The sequence below is a fragment of the Phytobacter palmae genome (genome assembly GCF_039409775.1).
Lineage (GTDB): Bacteria > Pseudomonadota > Gammaproteobacteria > Enterobacterales > Enterobacteriaceae > Phytobacter > Phytobacter palmae.
This window is the reverse complement of record NZ_JBCIVJ010000009.1, coordinates 16,088-30,194: the sequence shown is the minus strand read 5'-3', so window position 1 is coordinate 30,194 and position 14,107 is coordinate 16,088. Positions and strand designations below refer to the sequence as shown.

The 14,107-nt window shown below is 56.6% G+C and carries 13 protein-coding genes; 5 read left to right on the top strand and 8 right to left on the bottom strand.

All coding sequences use genetic code 11. The features are described 5' to 3' along the window. Positions 1 to 46: 46 nt before the first annotated feature. The 3 genes from AAIG39_RS12575 to AAIG39_RS12565 are packed head-to-tail and all read right to left on the bottom strand — an operon-like array spanning position 47 to position 3,257. Entirely contained in the window at positions 47 to 1,585 is a 1,539-nt protein-coding gene (locus AAIG39_RS12575) for a DHA2 family efflux MFS transporter permease subunit (RefSeq protein ID WP_343193991.1), read from the bottom strand. Between the two features lie 10 nt (positions 1,586 to 1,595). After that, complete coding sequence (locus tag AAIG39_RS12570; protein WP_343193990.1) at positions 1,596 to 2,774, bottom strand: efflux RND transporter periplasmic adaptor subunit; 1,179 nt, start codon at positions 2,772 to 2,774, stop codon at positions 1,596 to 1,598. Between the two features lie 27 nt (positions 2,775 to 2,801). Beyond that, complete coding sequence (locus tag AAIG39_RS12565) at positions 2,802 to 3,257, bottom strand: MarR family transcriptional regulator (protein WP_090085050.1); 456 nt, start codon at positions 3,255 to 3,257, stop codon at positions 2,802 to 2,804. Between the two features lie 337 nt (positions 3,258 to 3,594). Here AAIG39_RS12565 and phnC point away from each other — a divergent pair, with 337 nt between their 5' ends. The 4 genes from phnC (at position 3,595) to phnE (AAIG39_RS12545) (ending at position 7,254) form a co-directional block, all read left to right on the top strand. Next, complete coding sequence (gene phnC, locus AAIG39_RS12560; protein ID WP_343193989.1) at positions 3,595 to 4,437, top strand: phosphonate ABC transporter ATP-binding protein; 843 nt, start codon at positions 3,595 to 3,597, stop codon at positions 4,435 to 4,437. Positions 4,438 to 4,472: 35 nt separating this feature from the next. Further along, the gene (phnD, locus tag AAIG39_RS12555) at positions 4,473 to 5,414 is read left to right on the top strand and encodes a phosphonate ABC transporter substrate-binding protein (RefSeq protein ID WP_343193988.1); all 942 of its coding nucleotides are present in this window, start codon (positions 4,473 to 4,475) and stop codon (positions 5,412 to 5,414) included. Positions 5,415 to 5,503: 89 nt separating this feature from the next. Next, complete coding sequence (phnE, locus tag AAIG39_RS12550) at positions 5,504 to 6,376, top strand: phosphonate ABC transporter, permease protein PhnE (RefSeq protein ID WP_343193987.1); 873 nt, start codon at positions 5,504 to 5,506, stop codon at positions 6,374 to 6,376. Beyond that, positions 6,373 to 7,254 (top strand): phosphonate ABC transporter, permease protein PhnE, encoded by an 882-nt coding sequence (phnE, locus tag AAIG39_RS12545; protein ID WP_343193986.1) that lies wholly within the window; start codon positions 6,373 to 6,375, stop codon positions 7,252 to 7,254. The genes phnE (AAIG39_RS12550) and phnE (AAIG39_RS12545) overlap by 4 nt, the downstream gene beginning before the upstream one ends. Positions 7,255 to 7,258: 4 nt before the next feature. On the opposite strand, the gene AAIG39_RS12540 is transcribed toward phnE (AAIG39_RS12545), so the two are convergent. Further along, on the bottom strand, positions 7,259 to 7,924 hold the full coding sequence (locus tag AAIG39_RS12540) for an HAD family hydrolase (RefSeq protein ID WP_343193985.1): 666 nt from the start codon (positions 7,922 to 7,924) through the stop codon (positions 7,259 to 7,261). Positions 7,925 to 8,247: 323 nt separating this feature from the next. Between AAIG39_RS12540 and katG the strand changes: the two genes are divergently transcribed. After that, positions 8,248 to 10,431 carry a catalase/peroxidase HPI gene (gene katG / locus AAIG39_RS12535; RefSeq protein WP_343193984.1) on the top strand — a complete coding sequence of 728 codons (2,184 nt, stop codon included), beginning with the start codon at positions 8,248 to 8,250 and terminating at the stop codon, positions 10,429 to 10,431. 32 nt (positions 10,432 to 10,463) lie between these two features. Here the strand turns inward: katG and AAIG39_RS12530 are convergent, their stop codons facing one another. Genes AAIG39_RS12530 through AAIG39_RS12515 form a run of 4 tightly spaced genes read right to left on the bottom strand, consistent with a single transcriptional unit; the run spans position 10,464 to position 14,095 of the window. After that, complete coding sequence (locus tag AAIG39_RS12530; protein WP_343193983.1) at positions 10,464 to 11,243, bottom strand: heme ABC transporter ATP-binding protein; 780 nt, start codon at positions 11,241 to 11,243, stop codon at positions 10,464 to 10,466. Beyond that, entirely contained in the window at positions 11,236 to 12,228 is a 993-nt protein-coding gene (locus AAIG39_RS12525) for a FecCD family ABC transporter permease (protein WP_343193982.1), read from the bottom strand. The genes AAIG39_RS12530 and AAIG39_RS12525 overlap by 8 nt, the downstream gene beginning before the upstream one ends. After that, on the bottom strand, positions 12,228 to 13,046 hold the full coding sequence (locus tag AAIG39_RS12520; RefSeq protein WP_343193981.1) for a heme/hemin ABC transporter substrate-binding protein: 819 nt from the start codon (positions 13,044 to 13,046) through the stop codon (positions 12,228 to 12,230). The genes AAIG39_RS12525 and AAIG39_RS12520 overlap by 1 nt, the downstream gene beginning before the upstream one ends. Beyond that, positions 13,043 to 14,095: a hemin-degrading factor gene (locus AAIG39_RS12515; RefSeq protein ID WP_343193980.1), complete on the bottom strand. Its 1,053-nt coding sequence runs from the start codon at positions 14,093 to 14,095 to the stop codon at positions 13,043 to 13,045. The genes AAIG39_RS12520 and AAIG39_RS12515 overlap by 4 nt, the downstream gene beginning before the upstream one ends. Between the last annotated feature and the right edge of the window lie 12 nt (positions 14,096 to 14,107).

Sequence of the window (14,107 nt, the reverse complement as noted above, 5' to 3'; positions counted from 1 at the left end):
ACGGAACCGCTCCTTCTCACTAACATAACGTCCTTCCCCACTCTCATTAATGGCCCGCCGCAGGCGATGCTCCCGGCGCCCCGGCGCGAATAAATGGCGGTTTCGCAAACCAGATAATCACCACCAGCGCCATAAAGCCCCAACCCAACAGCCAGAAATAGTCGATGGTCGACATCATATAGGCCTGCTGTTCGATGGTTTTATCCACGGCGGCCAGATGCTGCTGTGTGACACCGCCCATCTTGTTGAGATAATTCATGGCGGGCGGGTGATACACCGACACGCTCTCTGTCAGATTCGCATGGTGAAACACCTCACGCCGCGACCACAGCCAGGTGGTCAGTGACGAGGCAAAAGAGCCCCCCAGCACGCGAAAGAAGGTCGCCAGACCGGAGCCTTCGGCTACTTCATTGCCGTGCAGGTTTGACAGCACGATAGTGGTGATGGGCATAAAGAACAGCGCCACCCCAATCCCCATAAACATCTGCACTTCGGCGATAGTACGAAAATCAACGCTGGTGTTGAACTGCGCACGAAGCAGGCACGACACCCCCATGGTCAGGAACGACAGCGATGCCAGAATACGCAGATCGACCCGGTTGGCATACCGTCCAACGATAGGGGTGAGCAGCAGCGGCAGGAAGCCCATCGGCGCCGCCGCCAGCCCCGCCCAAATCGCGGTGTAACCCATCTGGGTTTGCAGCCACTGCGGCAAAATGATGTTGATGACAAAGAACGCCGCATAGCCGAGCATCAGCGTGGTGGTGCCGATGGCGAAATTGCGATCGGCAAACAACCGCAGGTTCACAATCGGGTGGCGCTCCCCCAGTTCCCAAATCACAAAGGAGACCAGCGCGATAGCGGATATCACCGACATCACAATGATCTCTGTCGACGAGAACCAGTCGAGATCGTTGCCTTTATCCAGCACAACCTGCAGCAGGCCGACGCCCAGCACCAGCAGCATAATACCGATGTAATCAATGGGCGCGTGCGTGGTGGTCTCTTCACGCTCACGCAGTTGCGTCCATACGACGATGGCCGCAAAGATACCGATCGGCACGTTGATATAGAAAATCCACGGCCAGGAGTAGTTATCGGTGATCCACCCCCCGGTAATCGGCCCGACGATGGGCGCCACCACCGTCACCATCGATAACAGCGCCAGCGCCATGCTGCGTTTGGTGGTCGGGAAGATAACCAACAGCAGCGTCTGGCACATCGGAAACATGGGTCCTGCGAAAAACCCCTGTAAGGCGCGGAAGATAATCAGCTCGGTCATGCTGTGGGCAAAGCCACAGAGGAACGAGGTCAGGGTAAACAATGTAACCGATCCGACAAACAGCTTTAGTTGCCCAAAGCGCCGGGTAAACCATCCGGTCAGCGGCAGCGCGATGGCATTGCAGACCGCAAACGAGGTGATAACCCAGGTGCCCTGGTCCGAGCTCACGCCGAGGTTGCCGGCGATGGTCGGCAACGCCACGTTAGCGATGGTGGTATCGAGCACCTGCATGAAGGTCGCCAGCGACAGCGCAATAGTGGCGAGCAGCAGGCTGGGGGGCGTAAACGCCGCCTTATCTTGCATAACGCCTCACTTAGCGGCTGTTTGCCGCTACGGCCTGACTGTTGTCATGAAGGATTTTTGCCACCATCTGATCGGCCTTATCCAGCGCGTTCTGGTATACATCGGTGGTAAAGCGCGGCGCGTCGACCGTTTTTTGCGGCTGCAGATGGCCTTCGGTGTCGCGGATATCCACTTTGGCAAACATCGAAAGCCCCACACGCAGTGGATGTTTCTCCATATCATGCGGGTCGAGGGTAATACGTACCGGCAGACGCTGAACGATTTTGATCCAGTTGCCGCTGGCGTTCTGCGCAGGCAGCAACGAGAACGCGCTGCCCGTACCAATACCTAAGCTCTCAATCGTGCCCTGGTATTCCACTTTATCGCCGTACAGGTCTGCGGTCAGCACCACCTTCTGCCCCAGACGCATAGTGTCCATCTGGCTCTCTTTGAAGTTGGCATCCACCCACACCTGATCCAGCGGCACGATTGACATCAACGTCGTGCCGGAATCGACACGCATCCCCAGTTGTACCGCGCGTTTCGCCACAAAGCCGCTTACCGGCGCCACAATGGTACTGCGGGCATTATCCAGATAGCGCTGACGCAGCGTCGCCACCGCGCTTTTGATTTCCGGATGGCTGTCGATGACCGTGTCATCAACCATCGCCAGGTTGGTACTCAATGCCTGTTGCGCCGCCGCTAAATCACTCTGGGCGGTGGCCACGGCATCGCGATAGTGAGACATATCTTCTGCCGCAATCGCCCCGGTGGCAAAAATCTTCTGTCGCCGCGCGAAGTCGTTCTGCGCGGTTTGCAGGGCCACTTTTTTCGCCGCCACCTGAGCGCGGTAGTTATCGGCGGTGCTATACAGACCACGAACCTGACGCACAGTACTTGCCAGGTTGGCTTCCGCCTGTTGCAGCGCTATTTGCGTGTCGCTTGGGTCGAGTAATACCAGCGGCTGGCCTTTGGTGACGTAATCCCCTTCATCAACGGCGACCTGGGTAACCGTTCCGGCAATTTGCGGGGTCAGGGTTACGAGGTTGGCATTGACATAGGCATCGTCAGTGGTTTCGTAATAACGGGCATAGAGGAAGTACCATGCCAGACACCCTGCCGCAATGAGCACCAGGAGAACCAGCAGTATGGCGAAGTTGCGCTTACGTTTACTGGGCGCGCGTTCCGGTTGTGCAGATGAATTTTGCATCTTTATCGTAACCTTATACAGGACAGCTTAACGATGGGGTTTGGTGGCCTCGTCTGGCAGCATTTTGATCAGCAGTTGTACCAGCAGGCGTGACTCTTCCGGGGTCAGACGGGCAGTGAGCGAACTCAGAATCGAGGCCAGCGCCTCATTCTGAAAACGATCGCAGAGAGCCTGCCCCTTCGCGGTCAGCGCCAGAATGACCTGACGTTTGTCTTCCGGATTCGGGTTTCGCAGGATCAGATCCCGCTTCACCATCCGCTCGAGCATCCGGCTCATGGCCCCGGCATCCATCAGCAAATTTTTGCTGACTTCGAGGGGGCTGTTGAAACCTTTGTAGATACTGATCAGGACTTTAAATTGCGCAGCGGTGATATCAGTGTCAGCAAAATAGTGGCTGATAAGCTGATCTTTAAACTGGTTTGCCAGATGAATCAGCAAGCCAAGGTGGAGTTTCGGGTTAGGTGTTTCTGCAACGTCTTTCATAGTATTTGCCTGGTCAATAATTACAAACGAAATTACTGACCAGGCAAATGTTTGTCAACGTGGCGTCAAGAAAAGAGCACAAATCTATACATTCTGAATAGTGCGTTTCGCGTCGCTGCGCATATAGCCGGATACAGTTGCGCCGTTCCGGGGGGCAATGTCCAGACGTTACAGCGGCCCAACGACAGGCCTGAATTCTCCTTTTTGATACCTTTTCAATGCGCTTACGCGCAGGACATCTTTTCTCCCGTTCATTATTTGTTCTCTGTTTCATCATAAAACGATCACACGCCATACCCTTAATGTTGGGCATCCTCGTGATAAATCTGGATGAGACATGAACAGTGCACTGGCAGAACTCCCGGAAACCCTGGCGCCATTGTCACACCACTTGCACAGTGCCCCGCTGCATAAGGTGTTGAGCGTCAGAAATTTAAGCAAAGCCTATAACAACCATCAGACGGTGTTGCAGGACATCAGCTTTGACCTGCACAGCGGTGAGATGGTCGGCGTGATTGGCCGCTCCGGGGCCGGGAAGTCCACCCTGCTGCATGTGCTTAACGGAACACACAGCGCGACATCCGGTGAAATCCTGAGTTTCCCAGATGCCGGTACACCCCGTGACGTTTCCCGTCTTAAAGGCCGCGAGTTGAGTCAGTGGCGCAGCCAGTGCGGCATGATTTTTCAGGACTTTTGCCTGGTGCCGCGTCTCGACGTGCTGACTAACGTACTCCTGGGCAGGCTCAGCCAGACCTCAACCTTTAAATCCTTGTTCAAAGTCTTCACCGCCGAAGACCGTGCGAAAGCTATTGCGCTGCTGGAGTGGCTCAACATGCTGCCGCACGCGCTGCAACGCGCGGAAACGCTCTCCGGCGGTCAGATGCAACGCGTGGCGATTTGTCGGGCTTTAATTCAGAACCCTTCGATTCTACTGGCGGATGAACCCGTCGCCTCGCTGGACCCTAAAAATACGCAGCGCATTATGCGCGTGCTGCGTGAAGTGAGTGAACAGGGAATCAGCGTGATGGTAAATCTGCATTCCGTGGAGCTGGTGAAGGAATACTGCACGCGCGTTATCGGCGTTTCACAGGGACGCATTGTTTTTGACGCCTCCCCTTCTCTGCTGACGCAGGATGTTTTGCACACTCTTTATGGTGATGAAATCAGTCAGCTGCATTAATTCTTCCTTCAATTGAGACAACACAGGCAATGACAATGAAAAAGCAAATTTCAGGCGCATTACGTTTATCGGCATTGATGACAGGTCTTCTGCTGGCGTGGCAGGTGGGCGCGGCTGAACAACCGAAGGAATTAAATCTGGGTATCCTCGGCGGGCAGAACGCCACCCAGCAAATTGGTGATAACCAGTGCGTAAAGGAGTTTCTGGACAAGGAGCTGAGCGTTGACACCAAATTGCGTAACTCCTCTGACTACTCTGGCGTTATTCAGGGGCTATTGGGCGGGAAAGTTGACGTGGTGCTAAGTATGTCGCCTTCATCTTATGCCTCTGTCTATATCAACAACCCGAAAGCGGTGGATATTGTGGGGATCGCCGTGGACGATAAAGATCAGTCGCGCGGCTATTATTCTGTGGTTATCGTCAAAGCAGACAGCCCGTATCAGAAACTGGAAGACCTGAAAGGCAAAGCGTTCGGCTTCGCTGACCCGGATTCCACCTCAGGTTTCCTGATCCCGAACCAGACGTTCAAACAGCAGTTCGGCGGTAATGTTGATAATAAATACAATAACTTTTTCTCCAGCGTCACCTTCTCCGGCGGCCACGAGCAGGACATTCTGGGCGTGCTGAATAACCAGTTCGCGGGCGCAGTAACCTGGACATCGATGGTCGGTGACTATAACGCTGGCTACAGCGTGGGCGCATTTAACCGTCTGATTCGTATGGATCACCCTGATCTGATGAAGCAGATCCGCATTATCTGGAAATCACCGCTAATCCCGAACGGCCCTATCCTGGTCAGCAACAGCCTGCCAGCTGACTTCAAGGCTAAAGTGATTACCGCTATCAAAAAACTCGATACCGACAATCATGCCTGCTTTGTCAAGGCCATGGGCGGCACCCAGCATATCGGCCCGGGGAGCGTGGAAGATTTCAAACAGATTATCGATATGAAACGTGAACTGGTGAATGCACGTTAATTCACGCCAGCTTGCGTTGAAAATAGAGCCCCTGGCTGAGCGTCCGGGGCTTTTGTTCGATTGTTATATCCGCCTGTAACCGGTTAGCCATGAACAGATCGAATACCTCCTTTGAGCAGTATTACCAGAACATCAGAATGCGCCAGAAACGCGACACAATCACCTGGTCGCTGGTGCTGCTTGTACTCTATTTTGCCGCCGGAAACGCCGCGGAATTTAACCTCAACACCATCTGGCATTCGCTGCCAAATTTTTTCGACTATATGCTGGAGACCGTGCCGACGTTGCATCTGTCCACACTTTTTGCCGACAGTCACACCAGAGGGTCGCTGGCTTACTGGGGCTATCGCCTGCCTTTTCAGCTCCCGCTTATTCAGGAAACCCTGCAACTGGCGCTGGCGGCTACGCTGATATCGTTTGTCGCAGCAACGGCACTCGCATTTCTGGCGGCGGGAAACACCTGGTCGCCGCCGCTGGTGCGTTTTGCTGTCCGTGCGCTGGTGGCATTTTTACGGACTATGCCGGAGCTGGCGTGGGCAGTTATCTTTGTGATGGCCTTTGGCATTGGCGTGATCCCCGGCTTCCTGGCGCTCACGCTGCATACCGTTGGGAGTCTGACCAAGCTGTTCTACGAAGCGATTGAGAGCGCTAATGACCGTCCCGTGCGTGGTCTGGCCGCCTGTGGCGCAAGCCATTTCCAGCGCGTCCGCTTCGCCCTGTGGCCGCAGGTGAAACCGCTTTTTCTCTCCTATGGCTTTATGCGCCTTGAGATCAACTTCCGCTCCTCCACCATTCTCGGTCTGGTGGGCTCAGGGGGCATCGGCCAGGAGTTAATGACCAATATCAAACTCGACCGCTACGATCAGGTCAGCATCACGCTGCTGCTGATTATTTTCGTGGTCGCAGTACTGGATACCCTTTCTGGCCGTCTGCGCCAGTGGGTGCTGGAGGGTGGAAAATGAGCCACTGGCTGGACGAACCCGATGTGGCCTTAAGTCGCCAGCAACACAAGGCGTTGTTTCAGGCGCAAGGGCGTTATCTGCGCCGTCTTGGTCTGATTGTCCTGGCGGGAGTGCTCTATTATGTCTGGTTTTTTGCCCGGTTTGGCATCCCCGTCGATCAGGCATTCGACGGCATGAGGCAAATTAGCCGCTACATCCTGCGTATGTTTGTCTGGCAGGACTTTATTCACTGGCCGTTTCGGTACTACTTCACCCAGATTGCCATTACGCTCGCCATCGTATTTGCCGGTACGCTGACCGCAACCTTTATCGCGCTGCTGCTCTCCTTCTTTGCCGCGCGGAATATTATGCAAGGCGGCTTCGCCGGGATGGTGGCATTTTTGATGCGTCGTCTGTTCGATCTGTTACGGGGCATTGATATGGCTATCTGGGGGCTTATCTTTGTCAGGGCGGTGGGGCTTGGGCCGCTTGCCGGTGTACTGGCGATCATTATGCAGGACACCGGATTGCTGGGGCGTCTGTATGCAGAAAACCACGAAGCGGTGGACCGCTCACCAGGGCGCGGGCTGACGGCTGTGGGGGCCAACGGTTTGCAAAAACACCGCTTTAGCACCTTTACCCAGTCATTCCCGACCTTTTTGTCACTCAGCCTTTATCAGATTGAATCCAATACCCGGTCGGCGGCGGTGCTGGGCTTTGTCGGCGCGGGCGGGATTGGCCTGATTTATGCGGAAAATATGCGCCTGTGGAACTGGGATGTGGTGATGTTCATCACCCTGATCCTGGTGGCTGTCGTCATGGCAATGGATGCGGCGTCCGCCTGGCTGCGACGCCGCTATATCACCGGGAAGCCGGTTCCAGCCTATAAAGCACCATAGCGGTTTAGCCGAGCCGCCAGTTCAGCACCGGCCAACGGTGCTGTTCTCCTTGCGCGGCCAGTTGGGGGCACGGATTGACCAGAAAGACGTCGTCAGCATGCAGGCACAGGGGCAGGTCATTAATTGAATCGGTGTAAAACGTCAGCGGACCAGTGCATTGCGGGTGTGACGCCAGCCAGTGATGAAGGCAGGTAATTTTGCCCGCCTGATAGCTCGGGGGACCATCGATGACGCCGGTGTAGCGGTCGTTATCCATTTTGACCTCAATGCCAATGGCGTGCTCAATACCCAGCACAGACGCGATCGCCTTCACCAGCAGGCTGACGGAGGCTGAGATAATCAGTATCGGGCGATGTTGCGCCTGTAATGTGCGGATAAGCGCAAGCGCCTGCGGGTAAATACGCGGGAGGATGTCTGCCTGTACACAGCGCGCCACCTGTTGATCAACAACCTCACGGCTCAGCCCGGTGAGCGGAGACATGATCAGCGCAACATATTCCTGAAGATCCATCTCCCCCCGCGCATAGTCGAGCATCAGCTGTTCTTCATGCGGCAAATAGTTTGGGTCGCTGACATAACCTTCGCGGACCAGAAAACGACTCAGGAGCGTGCTGCTATCGCCATCTAACAGCGTATTGTCCAGATCGAATACGTAAAGCGGTTGCGACATTGTGGTTTCCTTTTTTGTCCATATCAGGACGCAACAGACTGACAAAAAATTATGACACCCCGATGTTGAGCGCCGCACGTTTCAGCCATTGAAAAATGGCGATTTTACGAAAATATGCACACGCTTGTGATCGGGGCATTACTGCTCTGTACCGGTCTTGATCAATGATGCGCCAGTTACGCCTGTTTTTTACTGTAAATACCTACAAACAGTGCTACTAATAAGAAAGGAATTGGCTATCAAATCTGTAGATTCATTCAAATACCTCTAACTTCAAGCAGTGTATATCGTAACGAGACTCACTAGTGCAAATGGAGCCAGATATGAGCATGTCAGAAGATACGTCCCCGGAATCCTCCGCAGGCAAATGCCCTTTTCATGAAGGCGGCGCAAAACCCGCGAAGAAAAGCAGCGTCACCACCAACCGTGACTGGTGGCCAGAGCAATTGCGCGTGGACCTGCTTAATCAACATTCCAACCGTTCCAATCCATTAGGCGACAACTTCAATTATCGCGAAGAGTTCAACAAACTCGACTATTCCGCGCTAAAAGCCGATATCAGAAAAGTGCTGACCGATTCTCAGGACTGGTGGCCTGCGGACTGGGGTAGCTATATCGGGCTGTTCATTCGTATGGCCTGGCACAGTGCCGGGACCTATCGCACCATTGACGGGCGCGGCGGTTCGGGACGTGGACAACAGCGTTTCGCCCCGCTCAACTCCTGGCCGGATAACGTGAGTCTCGACAAAGCGCGCCGCCTGCTGTGGCCTGTGAAACAGAAATATGGGCAGAAGATCTCCTGGGGTGATTTGATCATCCTTGCCGGTAACGTGGCGCTGGAAAATGCCGGGTTCCGTACCTTTGGTTTCGGCGCAGGCCGTGAAGATGTCTGGGAACCGGACCTGGACGTAAACTGGGGTAATGAAAAGAACTGGCTTGAGCACCGTCACCCGGAAAGCCTGGCCCAACAGGCTATCGGCGCCACCGAAATGGGGTTGATCTACGTTAACCCGGAGGGCCCTAACGCCAGCGGCGAGCCGACCTCTGCCGGCGCTGCCATTCGCGCCACCTTTGGCAATATGGGAATGAACGATGAAGAGATTGTCGCCCTGATTGCCGGCGGTCATACGCTGGGTAAAACCCACGGTGCAGCCTCCGCCGACCATGTGGGCGCCGAGCCGGAAGCGGCATCTATTGAATCTCAGGGCTTAGGCTGGCAAAGCAGCTATGGCAGCGGTGCGGGCGCCGACGCTATCACCTCTGGCCTTGAAGTGGTGTGGACACAAACTCCGACCCAGTGGAGCAACTACTTCTTCGAGAATCTGTTCAAATATGAATGGGTGCAGACCCGCAGTCCGGCCGGGGCAATTCAGTTTGAAGCGAAAGATGCGCCGGACATTATTCCTGACCCGTTCCATCCGGAGAAAAAACGTAAACCCACCATGCTGGTGACAGACCTGACGCTGCGTTTTGATCCGGAATTCGAAAAAATCTCCCGTCGCTTCCTCAACGATCCGCAGGCCTTTAATGAAGCCTTCGCCCGCGCCTGGTTCAAACTGACCCACCGCGATATGGGGCCGAAATCTCGCTACATTGGTCCTGAGGTGCCGAGCGAAGACCTGATTTGGCAGGATCCGCTGCCTGCTGCCGTCCATAAACCGGGCGATCTGGATATTGCCAGCCTGAAAACGGCGATTGCCGAATCGGGGCTGTCGGTGAGTGAGCTGGTTTCCGTTGCCTGGGCGTCAGCGTCCACCTTCCGTGGCGGCGACAAACGCGGTGGCGCCAACGGTGCGCGTCTGGCATTAGCGCCGCAGAAAGACTGGGAAGTGAACGCTATCGCGGTCAAAGTACTGCCGGTACTGCAGGGTATTCAGCAGGCGTCCGGTAAAGCATCACTGGCCGACATCATTGTGCTGGCAGGCTGCGTGGGTATTGAGCTTGCGGCTGCCGATGCCGGCGTGAAAATCAGCGTGCCGTTCACACCGGGCCGCGTTGACGCCCGCCAGGATCAGACCGACGTTGAGTCGTTTAAATGGATGGAGCCGCTGGCCGATGGTTTTCGCAACTACCGCCGCGTGGCGGATGAGATGCCGACCGAAACGCTGCTGATTGATAAGGCGCAACAGCTAACGCTGACCGCACCGGAAATGACCGTTCTGGTCGGTGGCCTGCGCGCGCTGGGGGCCAACTACGACGGCAGTAAGCATGGTGTCTTCACCGATCGCGTTGGCGTGCTCAGCACCGATTTCTTCGTTAATCTGCTGGATATGCGTACCGTATGGAAACCGGTTGACGAGAAAGCTGAGCTGTTTGAAGGCCGCGATCGGGCGAGCGGCGAAGTGAAATACACCGCCACCCGTGCCGATCTGATATTTGGTTCTAACTCGATTCTGCGGGCGCTTGCCGAGGTGTACGCCAGCGACGATGCAAAAGAGAAATTTGTCGCTGACTTCGTCGCCGCATGGACGAAAGTGATGAACCTGGACCGTTTCGACCTGCTATAAACGACAACCCGGCGAGCTCCCTCGCCGGGTATTTACTCGCTCAAAAAGAGATACGGTTTTTCACTTTGCGGATGCTGTTCCACCCGCACATCCGCCTGGTACCATTTTTCGATGATCGCTTTCTGAATCACTGACTGCGCAGCGCCCTGCGCCACCAGTTTTCCCTCATGCAGCAGCAAAATCCGGTCTGCCCACAGCGCCGCCAGATTCAGGTCGTGGAGCACTGCGCAAACGTGCAGCTTTCCGCTGCGGGTCAGGCTCTTCATCAGGCGCAACAACTGCTGCTGATGGTAGAGATCCAGCGCTGAGGTAGGCTCATCCAGAAACAGCCATCCCTGCGGCCCCTCGTCCTGCCAGAGCTGCGCCAGGCTACGTGCCAGTTGAACGCGCTGCTGCTCCCCGCCGGACAGGGTGCTGTAGCGGCGGCCCGCCAGTTCGCGACAACCAGTCAGCGCCATCACGCTGTGCACAATCTCACTTTCGTTGTGCGTCCCCCAGGGCGCTCGCCCCATGGCGATAACCCCCTCAACCGGCCAGTCAAACTGCATCCGCGTTTGTTGCAGCATCACCGCCCGTTGACGGGAGAGCGCCTCGGGCGGCCACTCCCGTAACGGGCGTCCATCCAGAAGACATTGCCCTTCTCTGGCAGGCAAAAAACCGGTAAGCAGGCGCAGCAGCGTTGATTTACCCGCGCCATTGGGGCCAATCAGCGCCACCAGTTCCCCTGCATCAAGGGTGACCGAGACATCGTTAATCAACTGGCGCGCGCCCACCCAGAGATTGAGGTGTTCTGCCGTTAAACGCTTAACCATGGTTCTCCCTCCCCTGCCGAAAGATAAGCCACAGGAACCACGGCGCACCGAGCACGCTGGTGAGCAGCCCCACCGGCATCTCTGCGGGCGCCACCACTGTGCGGGCAATCGTATCGGCAATCAGCAAAAGTATGGCCCCAACCAGCAGTGAACCCGGGACCAGCGCCCGATGGTCGGCCCCCAGCCACAGGCGCATCAGGTGCGGCACCACCAGGCCAATAAAGCTGATAATGCCGCTGACGGCGACGCTGGCGGCCACCAGTAGCGCGCTGCACAGCAGCAGCAACCGCTGTAACATCGGTACGTTCACGCCCAGGTAATGCGCCTCTTCATCGCCCAGTTGCAGCAGGTTGAGCTGTCCGGCCACGCGCCAGACCACGGCAGCAGACGGCACTATCAGCGTGGCGGCAACAACAAGCGTTGGCCATTGCGCCTGTCCGAGTCCCCCCATGCCCCACAGGGAGAGCTGGCGCAACTGGGCATCGTTGCTTAACCACGACAGCATTCCTACCAGCGCAACGCAGAGGGCGTTAATGGCAATACCCACCAGTAACAATCGTGAAAGTGAACTGTCGCGGGTTTTGCTGAGGATGAAAATCACCAGCATCACCCCGAAGCTGCCGAGAAAGGCTGCCAGCATCGGGGCATAGAGAGCCACCAGCGCGGGAACCGTCAGCGGCAGCACCAGCCAGCAGGCCACCGCCAGTGCCGCACCGCTGCTGACACCGAGCAAACCCGGGTCCGCCAGCGGATTACGAAACAGCCCCTGCATCACGCAGCCGGAAAGCGCCAGCGATGCGCCCACCACCAGCGCCAGCAGCACACGCGGCAAACGGATCGTCAGCCAGATCTGGCGCAGCGCTTCATCACCACTGTGCCAGAGGCTGGCAAGCGGAATTGACATCGCCCCTACCGTACTGGCCATCAGTGTCACCCCAGCCAGTAGTACTATCAGCCCCCACAGGTAGCAGGTCACATGGCGCATTACGGCAATTGCTCCGCTTTCTCACGCAGCGCTTTCAGCGCCTGGGGGGTGCGAACGCCAAAGCCGAGCAGCGCGATATCATCCACAATAAGCAGTTGCTTATTTCGCCCGGCGGGCGTTTGCACAAGACCGGGGAGTTTCCACAGGTTCTCTTCCCCGCCCATGCTTTTAACGCCATCGGCAGAAATCACCACCAGATCCGGTTTGCTGGCGATAACGCCCTCTTGCGAGAGGTTGCGGTAGTGGCTAAAGCCCTGCATGGCATTGGTGAGACCCACGGCGCGGATCGCCCCGTCTGCGGCGGTTTCCTGCCCTGCCACCATTGACCCCATCCCGCCGTGGCTGAGAATAAACAGTACGCGCTTGTTAAGCGGCTGCGTCGGTAACGCGGCGATTTCGCCATCCAGCTTGTTACGCAGGGCGGCCCCTTCGGCGGTTTTCCCGATGGCAGCGGCGACAACATCCACTTTCTTATTAATGGCCGCCACGTCATAACCGCCAGGAATGCTCACCAGTTTCACCTTGTTCTCAGCCACTTTGTCCAGCACCAGCGAGGGCTGCGCCTGGATGCTTGCCAGTACGAGGGTCGGGCGCAGCGAGAGGATACCTTCGGCATTCAACTGGCGCACATAACCCACGTCGGGAAGTTGTTGTACTTCGTCAGGCCAGGTGCTGGTGCTGTCACGCGCAACCATCTGCGGCCCTGCCCCCAAAGCCCAGGCAATTTCGGTGACATCACCGCCAAGCGTGATAATCCGTTCAGCGGCGGCGCTGGCCATCAGCGGCAGCGCCGCCAGGAGAAAGAGAAGTTTTTTCATGCCGCTTTTCCTTTCTCTGCCAGCGCGTCAACCTGCGAGCGCCACTGGATCTGTTCCGGCTGGCCTTCGCTGCGCTGACCGTACAACTGGGCAATTTGCGTACCATCGGCGGCAAACAGCTCAAGACTGGTAACATGCCCGTCGGCGGTTGGCTTACGGGTGATCCAGCTTTCGGCGATGGCCTCTTCGCGCAGATGCAGTGTGAAGGCAGGGTTGAAAATATTGATCCAGCCTTTCATCGGCGTCACGTTTTCCAGGGTCCCGGTGAAGATCTGCACGCAGCCGCGATTACCGACGAAAATCATGATTTCGTTGCCATCCTGCAGCACGTTTTCCAGCAGTTGCGACAGCGCATCGTTCGCCACGCGTGTGGCGAGATCATCCCCCACCAGGCGGAAGGCCTGCTGGCGTGAAATATTGTGTTGTTTTAGCAGGCCAAAGAACTGGTGCACATCGGTCATGGCGCGCCAGGCTTTATCCAGCGCCGCGCCGTCGGCATCCTGCGCGTAATGGGGGACGTCTACGGGTTGCAGCGCTAACGGCTGCGCGTGCGGGGCGCGAAAACGGGCGACCACGTCATTCCACGCGGCGCGATCGGTCTGTTCCGTGGCATATACTTTCAGCACTGCATCGCCCTGATGGTCAAAGAACTGAATGCTCTGGCGCTCCCCGCGTGCGCTCGCTTCACGCACAAAAAAGGCGCTGGCCCACTGGCTGATAAACAGGCGCAAATCCAGCGCCCGTGGGTTCAGTACCAGACCGGCACGCTCACTGATATGCAGGTTGGTAAAACTGCCCAGATGTTCGTGAACCGCATATTCATTGCGGCAGATGCACTTAGTTTCCCCCACCAGCTCCAGTGCGCTCAGGATCTCGCGTGCGTCATGGGTCAGCGCGGTGGCGTCATGCCCAGTGCGGGCAAGCGTGAGTTCCGTTTCGCTCATCCCCATCTCAGTGGCAATGTCGCGCGCGTATTTACCCGGTGTCGCGATTTTGAGCGCCTGATACTGCTGCCAGAGGTCAGCGTGATTGTGCGATGAATGGGTCATGTATCTACTTCC

Coding starts and splice junctions, on each gene's coding strand:
- AAIG39_RS12520 (WP_343193981.1), bottom strand. CDS start 13,046: ATGAAAAAACTTCTCTTTCTCCTGGCGGCGCTGCCGCTGATGGCCAGC.
- AAIG39_RS12540 (WP_343193985.1), bottom strand. CDS start 7,924: ATGTCGCAACCGCTTTACGTATTCGATCTGGACAATACGCTGTTAGAT.
- phnD (WP_343193988.1), top strand. CDS start 4,473: ATGAAAAAGCAAATTTCAGGCGCATTACGTTTATCGGCATTGATGACA.
- AAIG39_RS12515 (WP_343193980.1), bottom strand. CDS start 14,095: ATGACCCATTCATCGCACAATCACGCTGACCTCTGGCAGCAGTATCAG.
- AAIG39_RS12530 (WP_343193983.1), bottom strand. CDS start 11,243: ATGGTTAAGCGTTTAACGGCAGAACACCTCAATCTCTGGGTGGGCGCG.
- AAIG39_RS12565 (WP_090085050.1), bottom strand. CDS start 3,257: ATGAAAGACGTTGCAGAAACACCTAACCCGAAACTCCACCTTGGCTTG.
- AAIG39_RS12570 (WP_343193990.1), bottom strand. CDS start 2,774: ATGCAAAATTCATCTGCACAACCGGAACGCGCGCCCAGTAAACGTAAG.
- phnC (WP_343193989.1), top strand. CDS start 3,595: ATGAACAGTGCACTGGCAGAACTCCCGGAAACCCTGGCGCCATTGTCA.
- katG (WP_343193984.1), top strand. CDS start 8,248: ATGAGCATGTCAGAAGATACGTCCCCGGAATCCTCCGCAGGCAAATGC.
- phnE (WP_343193986.1), top strand. CDS start 6,373: ATGAGCCACTGGCTGGACGAACCCGATGTGGCCTTAAGTCGCCAGCAA.
- AAIG39_RS12575 (WP_343193991.1), bottom strand. CDS start 1,585: ATGCAAGATAAGGCGGCGTTTACGCCCCCCAGCCTGCTGCTCGCCACT.
- phnE (WP_343193987.1), top strand. CDS start 5,504: ATGAACAGATCGAATACCTCCTTTGAGCAGTATTACCAGAACATCAGA.
- AAIG39_RS12525 (WP_343193982.1), bottom strand. CDS start 12,228: ATGCGCCATGTGACCTGCTACCTGTGGGGGCTGATAGTACTACTGGCT.